This is a genomic window from Microbacterium sp. A8/3-1 (genome assembly GCF_040267695.1).
GTDB lineage: Bacteria > Actinomycetota > Actinomycetes > Actinomycetales > Microbacteriaceae > Microbacterium > Microbacterium luteolum.
Map to the genome: position 1 here is coordinate 795854 of NZ_CP158357.1, position 14012 is coordinate 809865.

General features: G+C 64.8%; 17 protein-coding genes. 8 read left to right on the forward strand and 9 right to left on the reverse strand.

All coding sequences use genetic code 11. The annotated features are described in order from the left end of the window. The 3 genes from ABS642_RS03965 to ABS642_RS03975 are packed head-to-tail and all read right to left on the reverse strand — an operon-like array spanning nt 1 to nt 2355. A complete protein-coding gene (locus tag ABS642_RS03965) occupies nt 1-423 on the reverse strand; it encodes a GNAT family N-acetyltransferase (RefSeq protein WP_350352329.1) in 423 nt (140 codons plus the stop codon). 18 nt (nt 424-441) lie between these two features. Further along, nucleotides 442-1767 carry an MFS transporter gene (locus ABS642_RS03970; protein WP_350352330.1) on the reverse strand — a complete coding sequence of 442 codons (1326 nt, stop codon included), beginning with the start codon at nt 1765-1767 and terminating at the stop codon, nt 442-444. Nucleotides 1768-1809: 42 nt separating this feature from the next. Then, on the reverse strand, nt 1810-2355 hold the full coding sequence (locus ABS642_RS03975; protein WP_350352331.1) for a GNAT family N-acetyltransferase: 546 nt from the start codon (nt 2353-2355) through the stop codon (nt 1810-1812). Between the two features lie 71 nt (nt 2356-2426). Between ABS642_RS03975 and ABS642_RS03980 the strand changes: the two genes are divergently transcribed. Beyond that, nucleotides 2427-2795, forward strand: a complete 369-nt coding sequence (locus tag ABS642_RS03980; RefSeq protein WP_350352332.1) for a VOC family protein — start codon at nt 2427-2429, stop codon at nt 2793-2795. Nucleotides 2796-2808: 13 nt separating this feature from the next. Here ABS642_RS03980 and ABS642_RS03985 read toward each other — a convergent pair whose 3' ends face one another. Together ABS642_RS03985 and ABS642_RS03990 are read right to left on the reverse strand one after the other, a co-directional pair. Continuing rightward, nucleotides 2809-3114, reverse strand: coding sequence for a DUF1905 domain-containing protein (locus ABS642_RS03985; RefSeq protein WP_350352333.1), 306 nt, complete (start codon nt 3112-3114; stop codon nt 2809-2811). Then, complete coding sequence (locus ABS642_RS03990) at nt 3114-3494, reverse strand: DUF1761 family protein (protein WP_350352334.1); 381 nt, start codon at nt 3492-3494, stop codon at nt 3114-3116. The genes ABS642_RS03985 and ABS642_RS03990 overlap by 1 nt, the downstream gene beginning before the upstream one ends. A gap of 74 nt (nt 3495-3568) precedes the next feature. Between ABS642_RS03990 and ABS642_RS03995 the strand changes: the two genes are divergently transcribed. Both ABS642_RS03995 and ABS642_RS04000 read left to right on the forward strand, forming a co-directional pair. Continuing rightward, nucleotides 3569-4186 (forward strand): TetR/AcrR family transcriptional regulator, encoded by a 618-nt coding sequence (locus ABS642_RS03995; RefSeq protein WP_350352335.1) that lies wholly within the window; start codon nt 3569-3571, stop codon nt 4184-4186. Nucleotides 4187-4263: 77 nt separating this feature from the next. Beyond that, nucleotides 4264-4860, forward strand: coding sequence for a hypothetical protein (locus tag ABS642_RS04000; RefSeq protein ID WP_350352336.1), 597 nt, complete (start codon nt 4264-4266; stop codon nt 4858-4860). A gap of 8 nt (nt 4861-4868) precedes the next feature. Here ABS642_RS04000 and ABS642_RS04005 read toward each other — a convergent pair whose 3' ends face one another. Continuing rightward, the gene (locus ABS642_RS04005) at nt 4869-5501 is read right to left on the reverse strand and encodes a TetR/AcrR family transcriptional regulator (RefSeq protein WP_350352337.1); all 633 of its coding nucleotides are present in this window, start codon (nt 5499-5501) and stop codon (nt 4869-4871) included. A 121-nt stretch (nt 5502-5622) separates the two neighbouring features. On the opposite strand from ABS642_RS04005, the gene ABS642_RS04010 reads away from it, so the two are divergent. Further along, nucleotides 5623-6165, forward strand: coding sequence for a dihydrofolate reductase family protein (locus ABS642_RS04010; protein WP_350352338.1), 543 nt, complete (start codon nt 5623-5625; stop codon nt 6163-6165). Between the two features lie 23 nt (nt 6166-6188). Here ABS642_RS04010 and ABS642_RS04015 read toward each other — a convergent pair whose 3' ends face one another. Together ABS642_RS04015 and ABS642_RS04020 are read right to left on the reverse strand one after the other, a co-directional pair. Next, nucleotides 6189-7433, reverse strand: a complete 1245-nt coding sequence (locus tag ABS642_RS04015; protein WP_350352339.1) for an MFS transporter — start codon at nt 7431-7433, stop codon at nt 6189-6191. A gap of 379 nt (nt 7434-7812) precedes the next feature. Continuing rightward, nucleotides 7813-8100, reverse strand: coding sequence for a helix-turn-helix transcriptional regulator (locus ABS642_RS04020; RefSeq protein WP_350352340.1), 288 nt, complete (start codon nt 8098-8100; stop codon nt 7813-7815). 539 nt (nt 8101-8639) lie between these two features. Here ABS642_RS04020 and ABS642_RS04025 point away from each other — a divergent pair. Next, nucleotides 8640-8873: a hypothetical protein gene (locus ABS642_RS04025; RefSeq protein ID WP_350352341.1), complete on the forward strand. Its 234-nt coding sequence runs from the start codon at nt 8640-8642 to the stop codon at nt 8871-8873. Between the two features lie 98 nt (nt 8874-8971). Then, nucleotides 8972-9184, forward strand: coding sequence for a hypothetical protein (locus tag ABS642_RS04030; RefSeq protein ID WP_350353394.1), 213 nt, complete (start codon nt 8972-8974; stop codon nt 9182-9184). Between the two features lie 305 nt (nt 9185-9489). Here the strand turns inward: ABS642_RS04030 and ABS642_RS04035 are convergent, their stop codons facing one another. Beyond that, entirely contained in the window at nt 9490-10551 is a 1062-nt protein-coding gene (locus ABS642_RS04035) for a DUF3644 domain-containing protein (protein ID WP_350352342.1), read from the reverse strand. A 342-nt stretch (nt 10552-10893) separates the two neighbouring features. Here ABS642_RS04035 and ABS642_RS04040 point away from each other — a divergent pair, with 342 nt between their 5' ends. Next, nucleotides 10894-12549, forward strand: a complete 1656-nt coding sequence (locus ABS642_RS04040; RefSeq protein ID WP_350352343.1) for an ABC-F family ATP-binding cassette domain-containing protein — start codon at nt 10894-10896, stop codon at nt 12547-12549. Then, nucleotides 12546-13808, forward strand: coding sequence for an MFS transporter (locus ABS642_RS04045; RefSeq protein WP_350352344.1), 1263 nt, complete (start codon nt 12546-12548; stop codon nt 13806-13808). Before ABS642_RS04040 ends, ABS642_RS04045 begins: the two co-directional genes overlap by 4 nt. Nucleotides 13809-14012: the final 204 nt, after the last annotated feature.

The following is a 14012-nucleotide window of genomic DNA, read 5'->3' on the forward strand; positions in this document are numbered from 1 at the left end:
TCAGGCCTGAGCCAGGTGCTTGACCATGTACCGGTTCGGGTCCTCGGAGGGGGCGAAGCCGTACTGCGCGTAGAGCCCGTGCGCGTCGGCCGTGGCCAACAGGATGCGTTTGACCGGCAGAGGCTGAAGGTCGGCGATGACGCCTTCGATGAGCATCTTGCCGACACCGCTCCCTCGCGCCTTCTGGTCGACGAAGACATCGCACAGCCAGGCGAAGGTGACGGCATCCGTCACGACACGGGCGTACGCCACCTGCTCGTCGTTCTCGTTCCACACGCCGTAGTTGCGCGAGCCGTCGATCGCGGCATCCTGCACTTCGCGGGCGCGTCCCTGAGCCCAGTAGGCCTGCTCGCTCAACCAGGCGTGCACCCGGGCACGGTCGATGCGGGTCGAATCGGAGGAGAAGGTGAAGCCGGAGACCATGCTTCATCCTACGAGTGGTCAACGACGCCGGTCGGGATCCAGGCCGATGCGGATGCGCGTGCGCTTTCGTTCGATCAGGATGAAGACGACTCCGAGGATCCACAGCGGGATCGGCATCAGGAACGCGATCCGGAACGCGTCGAGCGAATACGTCTCCGGGGTCCCGGCCCCCTGCAGGTCGAGCGCGAGACCGATCAGGAAGATCGCGATGAGTGCCGCGATGAAGCCGCCTGCATTCGTCACTCCGGTCGCCGTGCTCAGTCGGTGCGAAGGGTTGTGCGTGCGGGCGTGGTCGAACGCGATCATCGAAGCGGGGCCGCCGGTCGCAAGGGCAACGGCGAGCACGTAGAGCAGCCACAGCGGGGCAGGTCCGGGGAGCGCGATGACGACGATCCAGGCCAGCATCTGCACGCCGACAGCGGGGAGGACGAGGGCCATCGACCGATAGTTCGGCAGCCGCCGGGACAGGTCGCCGATGACCGGGCCGAGCACCATGCCGGCGATCACGTAGACCGAGATGATCCCCGCAGCGTGGGCGGTGTCGAGTCCCTGAGCCGCCGTCAGGAACGGCATCCCCCACAGGAGGATGAACGCGGTGCCGGCGAACGGCGAGGTGAAATGCGACCAGAAGGCGAGCCGGGTCCCGGGGTGCGCCCATGCGGCGCGGATGCCGACGCCGGTGTCGATCGCGGACGTGACGACGCGGATCACTCCGGTGTCGGTGTTCACCGTAACGTCGGCATTCCGCTCAGGCGGGTGGTTGCGGATGATCAGGGCGACGAGGATCGCGAAGAGGACGCCGAGGCCGGCGATGCTGCCGAAGGTGATGGTCCACGTCGTCGCATGCAGGAGAGCAGCGAGCGGGACGAGGGCGATCAGCTGGCCCGCCTGGCCGACGATGCCGGTGAACTGCACCATGATCGGGCCGCGCTGCGCGGGGAACCAGGTCGCGACGAGACGAAGGACGGCGGGGAAGATCGCAGCATCACCGGCACCCAGAAGGATGCGGGCGACGATCGCGATACCGACGCTGGGGGAGAGGGCCATCGTCAACTGCCCGGCGGCCATCAGGAGCATGCCGATCGTCATGATCGGGCGTGATCCGTACCGGTCGAGCAGCACCCCGATCGGAATCTGCATGCCTCCGTAGACCGCGAGCTGGACGACGGCGAAGAGCGCGAGCGTCGACGCGTCGGCCTGGAAGCGATCAGCGGCCTCGACGCCGACGGCGCCGAGCGAGGTGCGGTTCGTGATCGCGAGCACGTAGGCCGCGACACCCACGGACCAGACCAGCCATGCTCGCCACTCCGGCGTCGAGACGGGGGAGCGGGGGACCTGCGACACGCCTCAACGCTACTCCTGTGCAGCGGCGCGGGTTTCGCATCGTCACTCGCGCAAGCGGATGCCCATCACCTGCACTGCGCGAGACGCCGTGAAGTGGACAGCAGGATCGATGATCGTCCAGCCGAGGCCGCTGTACAGCTTCTGCGCCGACCGCGCCTCCTGGTAGCAGGAGAGAAGCGCGGTGCGGTACGGAAGCTCACCGAGGACTGCAGTCATCAGCGCGGCCGCGACCCCGTGACGGCGGTGCGAGGCGTCGACGGCGAGTTCCTCCACCGAGAAGCACTCCGGATCGAGCCAGAGCTCCTGCACGTCTGCCGGCAACATTGCTTCCAGGCGGTCCCACCACCAGTCGCCACGGGAGGCGCCGGTCCCGAGAACGAGGCCGACCACCCGGTCGCCCTCCGATGCGATGAGCAGCCGGAACGACGGCTTCTCGGCCGCATAGCGTCGCACGCGGGAAGTGAAGCTCTCGATGCTCTGCGAACGCTCCTCGTCGTACGGCGCTTCGGAGAAGACGTCAGCGTACAGCTCTGCCGCCTGCGTCAACTGATCGTGACTGCCGTTCCAGGCGGCGATGGTCGAGCTCATCCTCACAGCCTGCCAGAGGCGTCAGACATCGTCGGCGCCCACATGTCGGCAGCCACCGCTACGGTGATCGCATGACCCCTCGACCCGTGCACCATTCCCTCGACTACACCGAATTCGTCGTCACCGACCTCGCCGCCGCCACGGCCTTCTACACCGAGGCTTTCGGTTGGACCTTCGTCGACTACGGACCGGGCTACGCGGGCATCGCCTCGCCGAGCGGTGACGGGAGCGAGGTGGGAGGGCTTCTGCTCGCCGACGAGGCGCGCCCCGTCGGCGGACCGCTCGTCCTGCTCTACTCGGAAGACCTCGACGCCACGATGGACGCGATCACGGCGGCTGGAGGAACGATCCTCCAGCTGCCCTACGAGTTCCCCGGCGGTCGGCGCCTCCACTTCGCCGACCCGAGCGGCAATGAGCTCGGAGTGTGGGCCTCGCAGTAGAGGCTCATGACGATCAGGTGAGTCGTCCGGTGAGGTGGACGGTCACGTCATCACCGTCGGTCTTCCCGATCCTCTTGCGGATCGCTGCGGTCACCGGCAGTTTGTGAGTGCCGTCGCCCAGGGCCATGAAGGCGCCCCGGAACGGCTCTCCGTCCACTGTTCCGACGACCTTCACGAGACCCCGCGTGCCGAAGACGGCTGCGGAGTCGGGGAGCTGGACGCAGGTCCAGGTGTCCCCTTCTCGGACTTTGCCGAGCGTGGCCACGAAGGTGATGTCGAGGGGTGCGGGTGTGGTCATGATGTCCTCCGGTTCTGTCATCAGACGAAGAGTCCGACGATGACGCCGATCAGTGCGAGCTTGACGACCCAATCGACGAGGTGGATCGCGGCCGCTGAGACGGCCGTGTTCTCGTGTACGACGCCACCCATGAGCAGCGTGAGCGGCAGGACCGAGAGAGCGAGGCCCAGGAGCAGTCCCGGTACGGCTCCGTGCCATTCCGCACACACCAGGATTCCGGCGATCAGGCACGCGGTGATGAGGCTGCGCAGTATGACGGACGCCATCTGGGCGGCCATGGACAGCCCGGGCCGTGGAGTGCTGGTGCGGGTGATCGTGGCCGAGACGGCGGGGATGGCGTACAGCGCCGCACTGGCGACGAACGAAGCGACGGTGGCGACGGCGATTCCGAGAATGAGCATTTCGACTCCTTTAGTACCGACTGGTACTCAGAGTAGACTGGTAATTTAGAACCGTCAAGTACTAAAGTGGAAGCATGACGACAGAAGCTCGCGCCCCGGGTCGACCCCCAGGCCTCACGGGGGAGGACCTCCTCGCGGTGGCGCGCGACGTGTTCCTCGAGCGCGGGTATGGGGGAGCCTCTATGGAGGAGGTCGCCAGACGTGCACGGATCTCGAAGGCGTCGCTCTATCGCGAGCAGCCCTCGAAGTCGGCCCTTTACGAAGCGGTGGTCCGCCACTGGGCATCCTCCGGGCGCAACGCGATGCGCCCGGCTCTGGAGCGGTTGCAGGCGGCGGATGATCTTCGGCAAGGGCTCGCCGATCTCGCGGAGACGATGCGCTTCGGCATCCTGAGCGAACCGGTGCTCGCCATGCGTCGACTCGTGACGGCGGAGGCCGTGACGCAGCCGGAGGTGGCGAGGATGTATCTCGAGGAGAGTTGGAACGCCAACATCCGGAACCTCGCCGAAGCATTGCGAACGGTGGCGGCGCGGCACGGTCTTCAGATGGACGTGGCGGATGCTGCGGCCGCGGACTTCACGTGGCTCGTGATCGGAGCACCGCTCAACGCCCGCCTGCTCGCCGGCGACGTCGATGCCTCGCCGGTGGATCGCGCGGTCGACCTCTTCCTTGCGGGCTACCGGCGGCAGTGAGCAGCGCGGTAGGGGAGGTGCGCCAGGCCCTGAGCAACGCCACATCCGTGATCCAGACACCGAAGTAGTCTGTGCGGATGCTGTTCTCTCTCACTGGCGCGAGTGGCGCGGGCAAGTCGACGGTGTTGGCGCATCTTGCGAGGGTGGCCTGGTCGGAACCGATCCGCTGCGTCGAGTTCGACTCCATCGGCGTCCCGGCGGGTGCCGACACGGCTTGGCGGCACGGCGCCATCGAGCATTGGGTCCGGCAGGCGGTAGAAGCGGAGGCTGCGGGTGAGCACATGCTGCTCTGCGGTCAGGTGCCGCAGGGCGAGCTCCTCGCCGCTCCGTCCGCTGACCGGCTCGAGGGCATCGCCGTCTGCATGCTGCACTGCACGCCGGCCACACGTAGCGAGCGGTTGCTGGCGCGCGGAGAGGATCCCGCAGCGATCGTGCATCACAACCGGTTCGGAGAGTGGTTCCTCGGCCATACGCTCGACCCGACGTACATGCCGGATGTGATCCGCGTGGACAGCTCCGTGCCGATGGTCTGGGAGCGCTGGGCCGACTGGGGGAGTGGGGATCCGCGCTGGGCTGCCGAGGTGATCGAGACGGATGACCTGTCACCGAGTGAGGTGGCCGGCGCGGTGGAGCAATGGGTGCAGGGGGAACTGGCTACCCGCGTGCACCGCTGAGAGGCCCGTCAGGCGGGATCGCTTCGACCGAAACGCGCCGCGATCGTGCGGGCGGCCTCGTCGATCGTGCGGGCTGACTCCTCCTCGGTGAGCGACCATCCGACATGGACGAGGCGTGGCCAGAACACGACGGTCGCGATCATGCCGAGGAACTGAGCGGACACGACGTCGAGGTCAGCGATATACGCGTCGCCGTGATCATTCGCCTTCTCGAGGAACTCTCTGAGCGCGCGCAGGACGGGCAGCGTCCCGAAGTCGAACGTCTGGGCGCGCAACTCCGGGAATCGTGCGGACTCGGTGATGACGGCGCGGATGAGCTCCATCATCCGCGGCTGGGCGAGCAGGGATGCGTAGGCGGTCCCCAGTGCCACCAGGCCGGAGTGGAAGTCGCCGGACGGGGGATCCAATGGCCCGCCGACAGCGTTGTCGCCCGCCACGAGGACCATGGCCTCGAACAGCTCGGCCTTGGTGGGGAACTGCTTGAACAGCGTCGCCTTCGAGACTCCCGCGCGCTCGGCGACCTTGGCAAGAGAAGTTCGATCGAAGCCGAGCTCGAGGAACAGATCGGTGGCGGCACCCAGGATTGCCGCTCGGTTGTCGGCGGCGACCTGGCGGTGATAGGCGGAGAGCTCTCGAGACATGGACCCAGTATGCCGTAGTGGTGAGTCGCTTGACTCGGGACTCACGGAGAGCTAGCCTGCAATCAGAGGTGAGTCGAACGACTCACCTCTCGGGCCAAGGGCTCATATCCAGGAGGTAGTGATGTCGAAAGTACTCATACACGCGACTGTGTCGCTCGACGGATTCATGGCCGATGCCAGCGGGGGAGTCGAGTGGATGAACGGGTTCCCGGTCGATCCGGCAGACGAGGCGGTGGTCTCGCGCGTCGTCGGGGAGATAGGCGCAGTGGTCGGGGGAGCGAACAAGACGCAGACGATCGAAGACGGGGAGATTCCCTACGGCGGCATCCTGGGGGTGCCGGTGTTCCTCATGACGCACACCCCTCACGAGTCCATCGAGAGAGACGGGATCATCTACGAATTCGTCGTCGACGACGTGGTCGAAGCCGTGAGCGCCGCCAAGCAAGCGGCGGGGGACAAGTGGGTGAGCGTGCTCGGGGGCAGCATCTCCAGGCAGTGCCTGGAGAAGGGCCTCGTCGATGAGATCGTCCTGGATGTCGTGCCGATCCTGCTCGGGAGCGGGATCTCCCTGTTCACGGGACTGAGCAGGCAGATGAGGCTGGAGCGCATCGACACCTCGGGCTTCGCGAGTGAGGTCCATCTGCGCTACCGCGTGCTCGCGTAGCCGACCATCCGCCGACCTGGCGCTCACCGAGAGGCCGGGGTCGGCGTAGCAGGAAGTTCCCGCACGGCCGGGAGAGCCGACGAGAGGACGGTGACGAGTTGGGCAGCGAAGACAACGACGGCGACAGCGATGCACCATTCCATCCCGAATCCTGCCGAGATCGCGACTCCCATTCCCGCGCCGAGCGGCCGCGCGCCGTAGGTGGAGACCACCACCAACGATGAAACTCGCCCGATCATCGGGGCCGGGGTCACGGCTTGGCGGAGCGAGGTCGTGGATATCGTCCAGATCACCGGGCCGAAGCCGAAGAGGAAGAATGAGGCGAAGGCGAGGGCGGGTGCGGGTGTCCACAGTGTGATGCCCATCAGAACTGCCGCAACGAACCCGCCGCCCGGGCCGAGCACAGTCATCGCACCGAGACGGAAGCGTCGGGACAGCGGGGGTACCAGAAGCGCTCCGATCACCATGCCTGCGCCGTACGCTCCCATCGCGATGCCCACGGTGGTGGCTGTCATCCCCAACCGGTCCACGGCGTAGACGACGAACACGGACTGAATCAGGAACCAGCCCACATTGAAGATGGTCGAGGTGACGATCATCGGCCGCAAGAGGTGGTGCCCCAGCACATATCGCACGCCGTGGGCAGCCGCTCTCCACGCTGACCCACCGGCCGAGGGCACGCTTCGAGGGATGTCCAGTCGAACCAATAGCGCCGCGGCGGCGACGCAGGCGATCGTGGCGACCACGAGGGCTGTGCCCGCGCCGGCGGCGGAGACGATGGCGCCAGCGATGACAGGCCCGCAGATGAAGGCCGCACTCCTTCCGAGCTCCAACCATCGATTGGCGTCGATCAGGCGATCGGATGTCACGAGGCGCGGCACCGCTGAAGGGACTGAGACGCTCACGCCCACCGTGCCGATCGCGCCGAGGCAGCCGAGCCCGAGAAGAGCGCCCATGGACAGCGAGTCGAGCGTGATGAGAACGACGATGGCGCCCAGCGTGGCGGCTCGCAGAACCTCCGACGCGATCAGCACTCGCTGCGGGGAGGATCGATCGATGACGAGGCCGAAGGGGAGAGCCAGCACGAGGAAGGGCAACGTCTGGGCGACATGCAGGAGCGCCGTCTCGGTCGCTCCGGCACCGAGCGACAGCACGGCGGCGAGCGGCACAGCCACGAGCGCGACCTGTTCCGCCATCTGGGTGGCCACGCTCGACCATGCGATGCGCAGGAATCGGCGGGGGAGGGGATCGCGGCGGCTCACTGTCATGGCTCGAGTTCATCAGCCAGGAGTTCGAGAATCTCGCGGGAATCGGCCCTCGCATCCGGATGTTATGGCGACTCGCTGCGAACTCCGAGAGACGCGATCACCCGATGAGGCTCATCAAATGGCTGACCTGGGCCTCGGTCGTGCCGGACGGGTTACGGAGGAAACCACCGTTCCCGGGCAGGAGCATCGCCAGCCAGAACGCCGCCCAGAGAGGCCGGTACGTTCTATCTGCGGCGCGACGGGACGGTCATCGAGGTGATTGTCCGGTCTCATTCGACTTGTCATCGAAGTCCGCATGATTTCGCGGCTGCGACAAGTCGCGTGAGACAGATTCTTACCAATCTGTCTCATCGCATCTGTCATTCTTGAGAGCGAGTCGCTAGAGTTTCCGGCGAGCACGGCTATGCCGATCGATGTCCGGCACTAACGAGGCGGGTATGATATCCAACGCCTCTGCCAGGTCATACAGCCTCTCGAAACTCACTCCTCGGGTGCCGTGTTCGATGTGAATGAGCATGTTCCGCGTGACGCCGGACTCAAGCGCTAGAGCCTCCTGGGTAAGTCCGGCACGGATCCGCGCTTCACGGACCGCGGCACCAACGAGCTTCCTCGCGTGTTGCCAAGCTGCTTGTTGCTCGGAGGTCACACTCGAGCGAGAAACAGGCATGCTTCAATTCGCGCGTAGTAGCGCGGAAAAGTCTGCCCAACTACTTGTGCAATGGGTCGTATCTGAGGTACTTCTGAACGATGTCGAAGCTCGGAATCGTGAGAGGTGCGCATGAAGCGTGCAAGGCCGCGGTCACACCATGATCCGCGGGCAGAGCTGAGCTCATGATGACGAGAGAGACCCGGGACGCTGTCCCGGCTGACCGAGAAGCGGTGATTCAGGCGTTCGCTGAGGCCGCTAGTGCACCCCTGGCCGAGTCGCCCACGGCGACCATTGATCCCGAGTCGACGCCGAGAGCTACAGGTCGTGCGAACCGTCCCGCCTCAAGTCTGCTCCGCTGGGAGCACCACGGTGTCCTTCGCGACGCGGTCGCAGAGTACGCCGAGCGTGAGCGCCAATCCGTTCATGCTGTTCTAATTGAGTCGATTCGCCGAGGGCTCGCTCAGATCGACACCGAGGGTTGGACGCCGCGGTTCAGCGAGCGCCATAGGAACAACACCGGAGCCCGCAGTGGCGGGGAGGGGAGAACTAGCTCCATCGTGATTGAGCTTCAGGCTCGTGCCTTTCAAGAAGAAGACGAGACGTGGACGATCGAGATCCCGAGACTCACTTCCAGGACACCCAGCGGTGAAACCATTCCTGCAACTGGCAGTGCGTTCACATCCCGCGGAATCGCCCAGGCGGCTCTAGAACTCGCCTCGGCATGGCTCGATGTCGACCCCAGTGAAGTTGCGGTGCACGTCACGGTCGACGAGCGGCGCAGCTCGCGCTGATCGCCGGCTCGAGGGTCGGTCGGGCATCAGGATTGACTGGAGCGACTGAAGGGAGCCTGGAGATGAAGGATGGGATGAAAGGTATCGACGTTTGTGAGATGTGGCCTGAGCTTTTCGGCGATCTTGACGACCTTCGCCGCGCAACGGTGCGTCAGGTATTCGCCTCTGAGTACCTGACCGGTTGGGAACCTGACCGGGCGGCGGTTGCAGACCTCGTTGAGCTTGCGGGCGGGCACATAGATTTCGATGGCTACACGCAAAGGAGCGCAAAACGCATGGACTCGGCACCTCCCTTGACGTTGGGAGGCTAAAGATGAGGAAGTGAAGATCGACCTCGGTGACCGTAGATCACTTCGAGTTCAAGATCTCCGCCGTCATTTCCGCTGTCGACGTGAGCAGTCGGTGTGGCACCCTTGCGACCGCCGGCCGATAACGATCGTTTAAGACACCGGGTGATCTCTCGCTGATGGGCGTGAACATGGGGCTGCGCCGCCGCATTGGCGGCCGCCTCTGTTGACCCGTCTGATTCGTGCACAAGTGAAGCCCGGTTGGGGTGTTGAATCCCATTCATACGATGACACGGCAGCACTCGCGGGAAACCCCACCCACCTCAGCATCATCCCGAAGCAACCCCGGTGGCATCGGTGAGCACCGAGGGTCGCCAGGCGCGCACTAACGCATACTCAGCGGGGTCTGCCAAGTGTCTGACGAGATACTCAACCCAAGCTGGAGTGTAGGTGTACTGCTCGAAAGTAGAGTTGTAGACGCAAAACTGCGGCTTCGTGGCAGCGGGGTCAGGGGCGTTGGTCAGGGGTCGCGCAGCGAAGTACTTCCACGCCTGGGTGTGCATGTAGCTGTTGAAAGGTACATCGAGACGAGCGGCCACCTGGTCGACGACCTCGCCGAACTTGAACCTATTTAGGTCCTCGACGGGGACGTGCTTCTCCCGAATAATCGTGCGTACTTGCTCGACAGCCGCGCGCTGGTCCTCTGTGAGATCGTCCTCGCGAATGAATGACATAGATGCGTCAGCTTCACTCTTGGGCCCGGTATGAGGAATCAGATAGATGCGGAAGTCGAAGCGCTGATCTGCGCTCAGACCGGGTTCGAGGGAAGCGTCGAAATCCTGGAGCCAATCGAGAACGCCCTTGGGCACCTGGGCGCGAACATTCTTTACTGCCTCGACCGCGTCCTCGGTGATTGCTGAGACGAATAGCGGGAAGCGCAGCTCGGAACCGAGAGCTTCGTCGTGTCCGAACCAATCGACCAGCGTTTGCTCGTAGTTGATGAGGAGTGCCTGCGTCCGACCCGCGACAAGCGCAGCGACCTTTGCTTCGTGACGGTGCTCGATCTGGTTACGTAGCCCGAGGAAGAAGATGATGTTGTTCCGGCGCGGATCGGCATCGACGAATTGCTCCGCGAGCAGCTCGCGAAGTGGTTTGTACAAGTAGCCGCCCTCGGGGTGCTTTTTTCGCCACCCACGCTCGTCTCTGACTATCAGGTCACCGCCCGACTCCTCCGTTCGCGCCTGCAGAAGCTTCGTCCACCCGAGGTTCATGTGAACGATGAATGCTTCCAACTGCCGCTCATTGCCCGAGCGGTTATAGAGGTCGACGGCTAGCCGCGCCTCTGCCTTTGACGACTGCAGGGTGTGCCACCAGCGAGGACGAGGAGCCATAGACCTGAGCCTAAGTCGCACCTGACGGATAGTGCGACAGATCAGTGAGTTCGATGGGCAGGGGGAGTGCGAGGTGTGGCTGTGAATGACCGCTAGACCTTCCAAACAGCAGCGGTCGCGCAATCGACCACCAGAAACGATCGTTTGCGGCAGGCAAGTGCGGCATCGTACGATCGATACGTGCATTTGTTGTTCCTCTGAAGGCTGAGTAAGGCCCACCGCGCTCGTTGAGTTCTCCGAGCTTGCGGCGGCCGCTCGTTCCTGACCCTCGCGGGTCGCCGTCATCTGTGTACCTTTGCGCTCCCGTATGGAGTGCTCGGTGCGTCGTCTCGAAGGATTCGAATGCTCACCCTGACCAAACATCTACCGGCGCGCCAGCGCGCCCAACTCATTGCCTCCGACCTCTCAGTGATGCGGGGGGCGACCAGCGTCTTGAACCACGTCGACCTCACCGTGACTCCCGCATCGCGGATCGCGATCGTCGGCGAGAACGGCCGCGGAAAGTCGACCTTGCTTCACGTCCTCGACGGCACCCTGGTCCCCGACTCCGGAACGGTGCAGCGCAACGGAACACTTGGCGTCGCGGAACAGGAGATGGCTGCGGACGATGACCGAACCGTGGGCCAGGCCGTCGCGGAAGCGATTGCCGAACCGCTCGCTGCTCTGGCGTCTCTCGACGAGGCGGCCCGTGCGATGTCGGCCGGGGCTGTTGGCGCGGATGAACTTTACGCGGCTGCGTTGGAGCACGCCGAATTGCTCGATGCGTGGGATGCCGAACGTCGGGTGCAGATCGCGCTCGAAGCGCTCGACGCGGAGACCGACCCGACCCGGCTGCTCGGTGACCTCTCCGTGGGACAGCGGTATCGAGTGCGTCTGGCGTGCTTGCTCGGTGCTGACGATGATTTCTTGCTGCTCGACGAGCCGACGAACCATCTCGACAGATCCGGGCTCGAGTTCTTGAGTACGCAGCTCCGGTCCCGTGCCGGCGGGGTTGTCGTCGTCACGCACGATCGGGCACTGCTCTCGGACGTCGCGGACACCATCGTCGACCTGGACCCGACACCTGATGATCGAGTGCGGGTGTATGGCAACGGGTATGCCGGGTATCGCGGGGGCCGACAGGCCGAGCGGGAACGCTGGGAACAGGAGTACGACCGGCAACAAGCCGAGCATGCCCGCCTGCAGGACAGCCTCAGCTCCGCACGGAATCGGCTCGTCTCGGGATGGCGGCCTGAGAAGGGGACCAACAAGCACGGCCGTGCGACCCGTGCTGGCGGGCTGGTTCAGAGCGTGCATCGGCGTCAGGAACAGCTCGACGCACACGCGGTGACGGTTCCTGAGCCACCACTGCAGTTCCGGTTCCCGGACCTGCCCACGAGGACCGGAGCAGTACTACTGAGCGTCGATCAGGTCAGCATGGCCGGACGCTTGGCATCCTCCGTATCGTTCTCGCTATCGCATCGCGGACGCCTGGTGGTGACGGGCCCGAACGGTGCTGGCAAGTCGACCCTGCTGAGAGTGGTCGCGGGCGAGCTGCACCCGGACACCGGTTCGGTCCGGATGCCGCAGAACGCTCCTCTCGGGTTCCTTCGTCAGGAGACAGATCTGCCGCTGGGTCGCCGGGCGAGCGAGGTCTATGCCGCGCATGTTGACGCTCTGGTATCTGCCGGAACCCTCCCCGCATCGGAAGCGGTCGGGCTGTCGCAGCTTGGTCTTCTGCGAGCTCGGCAATCAAGCAAGCGCATCGGTGAGTTGTCGATGGGTCAACAACGCCGGCTCGAGCTGGCACTGGTGCTCGCGGGCAAGCCTCACGTGCTTCTGCTCGACGAGCCGACCAACCACCTCTCCATCACGCTCGTCGACGAACTCACCGATGCGCTCGGCGCCACACAAGCCGCCGTGGTTCTGTCCAGCCACGATCGTCAACTCCTGCGCGACGTCGCCGACTGGCCGCAGCTGCATCTCGATGCGAGGACGAAAAGTGAGGCGCTGGCATGAGCAAGAAGAATCCCAAGGCGCTGCGCGCTCTGCTCCCGCTCGCCACTCGCGACTACCGGCTGCTGTTTGCAGCGGTCGGAATCGAGGTCTTCGGCACCGGCATGTGGACGATCGTCATGGTGTTCCAGGTGCTGGCACTCAACGACAGCCCCCTGGCTCTCTCCGCCGTCGCAACAGGCATGAGCCTCGGACTCTTCGCCTTCGCGATCCTCGGAGGGGTCGTCGCCGACCGGTTCTCCAAACGTCGCATCATCATCACGGTCCAGGGCTGCACCGCACTAGTCATGGCAGCTGTCGCCACGTTGTCACTCACCGGCACGATCGAGCTATGGCATGTCGGCGTCGCCTCTTTCGCGATGGGCGCCGGCAGCGCGTTCTTCTACCCCGCGTACAGCGCGTATCTGCCTCAGGTGCTTCCGCCGGAACAGCTGCTTGCCGCCAACGGCCTCGAGGGCGCGCTGCGCCCCTCGATGGGCCAGGGGCTCGGTCCTGCTCTCGGCGGGATCATCGTGGGTGCTTTCTTCCCCGCGATCGGTGCCGTGATCGTTGCCGCGTCCTACGGGATCGCTTTCCTCATCGTTCTGTTCCTCAGCCGGCGGGAGGAGACGAACGAGGCAGCGGCAACCGACCAGGCGAACGTGTGGGATGACCTCAAAGCGGGCATCCGATATGTCGCGGGCACCCGCTGGTTGCTCTGGACATTGATCTTCGGCTCCTCGCTCGCGCTCATCATCCAGGGGCCGATCGAAGTCCTGCTGCCGTTCCTGACGCGCGACCGTTTCGAGGATGCGGAAGCTACCTTCGGGATTCTTCTGGCGGCGTTCGGGATCGGTGGAGCTTTCGGGTCACTCGTGGTGTCGTCGTTGAAGCTGCCGCGCCGGTATCTGACGTTCATGATCCTCTGCTGGGGCGGCGGAACGTTACCCCTCGTTCTGCTTGGCACGGCCGATAGCCTCCCGCTCATGCTGGCGTCGCTGTTCGTCGTGGGCGCGGCAACCGGCGCGGGGGTCGTGATTTGGGGAACTCTCCTGCAGCGACTCGTCCCGCTCGACATGATCGGTCGAGTCGCAAGCCTCGACTTCTTCGTCTCAATCGCGTTCATGCCCGTCTCGATCGCAATCGCCGGCCCACTCTCACTGCTCGTGCCCGTGGAAAGCATCTTCATCGTCGCTGGGATCATTCCGCCCGCTCTCGCTCTCCTCGCCCTCGCGGCAGGACGCATGCGGATCGTCGAGCTTCAGCACCCGCTCGATACGTAGAACAGTGGCTGAGCCTGGCATCGTGCCGACCAGACTCAGCCACTATCACCCGCCACACCGCCGCAATCGTCCGTCGGAACTCTCCTCCGGCAGATGTTTCTGGCACGCCGCGCAGACCGAGGAAGACGGTCCCGCCAGAAACGATCGTTTCCGGCGACCGCGAGACTGGGCGGCCACAAACGGCTGCCGATTCAAAACCAGGTT

Coding starts and splice junctions, on each gene's coding strand:
- ABS642_RS03990 (WP_350352334.1), bottom strand. CDS start 3,494: ATGCTCATTCTCGGAATCGCCGTCGCCACCGTCGCTTCGTTCGTCGCC.
- ABS642_RS03995 (WP_350352335.1), top strand. CDS start 3,569: ATGACGACAGAAGCTCGCGCCCCGGGTCGACCCCCAGGCCTCACGGGG.
- ABS642_RS04040 (WP_350352343.1), top strand. CDS start 10,894: ATGCTCACCCTGACCAAACATCTACCGGCGCGCCAGCGCGCCCAACTC.
- ABS642_RS04010 (WP_350352338.1), top strand. CDS start 5,623: ATGTCGAAAGTACTCATACACGCGACTGTGTCGCTCGACGGATTCATG.
- ABS642_RS03985 (WP_350352333.1), bottom strand. CDS start 3,114: ATGACAGAACCGGAGGACATCATGACCACACCCGCACCCCTCGACATC.
- ABS642_RS04000 (WP_350352336.1), top strand. CDS start 4,264: ATGCTGTTCTCTCTCACTGGCGCGAGTGGCGCGGGCAAGTCGACGGTG.
- ABS642_RS03975 (WP_350352331.1), bottom strand. CDS start 2,355: ATGAGCTCGACCATCGCCGCCTGGAACGGCAGTCACGATCAGTTGACG.
- ABS642_RS04020 (WP_350352340.1), bottom strand. CDS start 8,100: ATGCCTGTTTCTCGCTCGAGTGTGACCTCCGAGCAACAAGCAGCTTGG.
- ABS642_RS04035 (WP_350352342.1), bottom strand. CDS start 10,551: ATGGCTCCTCGTCCTCGCTGGTGGCACACCCTGCAGTCGTCAAAGGCA.
- ABS642_RS04015 (WP_350352339.1), bottom strand. CDS start 7,433: ATGACAGTGAGCCGCCGCGATCCCCTCCCCCGCCGATTCCTGCGCATC.
- ABS642_RS04005 (WP_350352337.1), bottom strand. CDS start 5,501: ATGTCTCGAGAGCTCTCCGCCTATCACCGCCAGGTCGCCGCCGACAAC.
- ABS642_RS04030 (WP_350353394.1), top strand. CDS start 8,972: ATGTGGCCTGAGCTTTTCGGCGATCTTGACGACCTTCGCCGCGCAACG.
- ABS642_RS03980 (WP_350352332.1), top strand. CDS start 2,427: ATGACCCCTCGACCCGTGCACCATTCCCTCGACTACACCGAATTCGTC.
- ABS642_RS04045 (WP_350352344.1), top strand. CDS start 12,546: ATGAGCAAGAAGAATCCCAAGGCGCTGCGCGCTCTGCTCCCGCTCGCC.
- ABS642_RS03965 (WP_350352329.1), bottom strand. CDS start 423: ATGGTCTCCGGCTTCACCTTCTCCTCCGATTCGACCCGCATCGACCGT.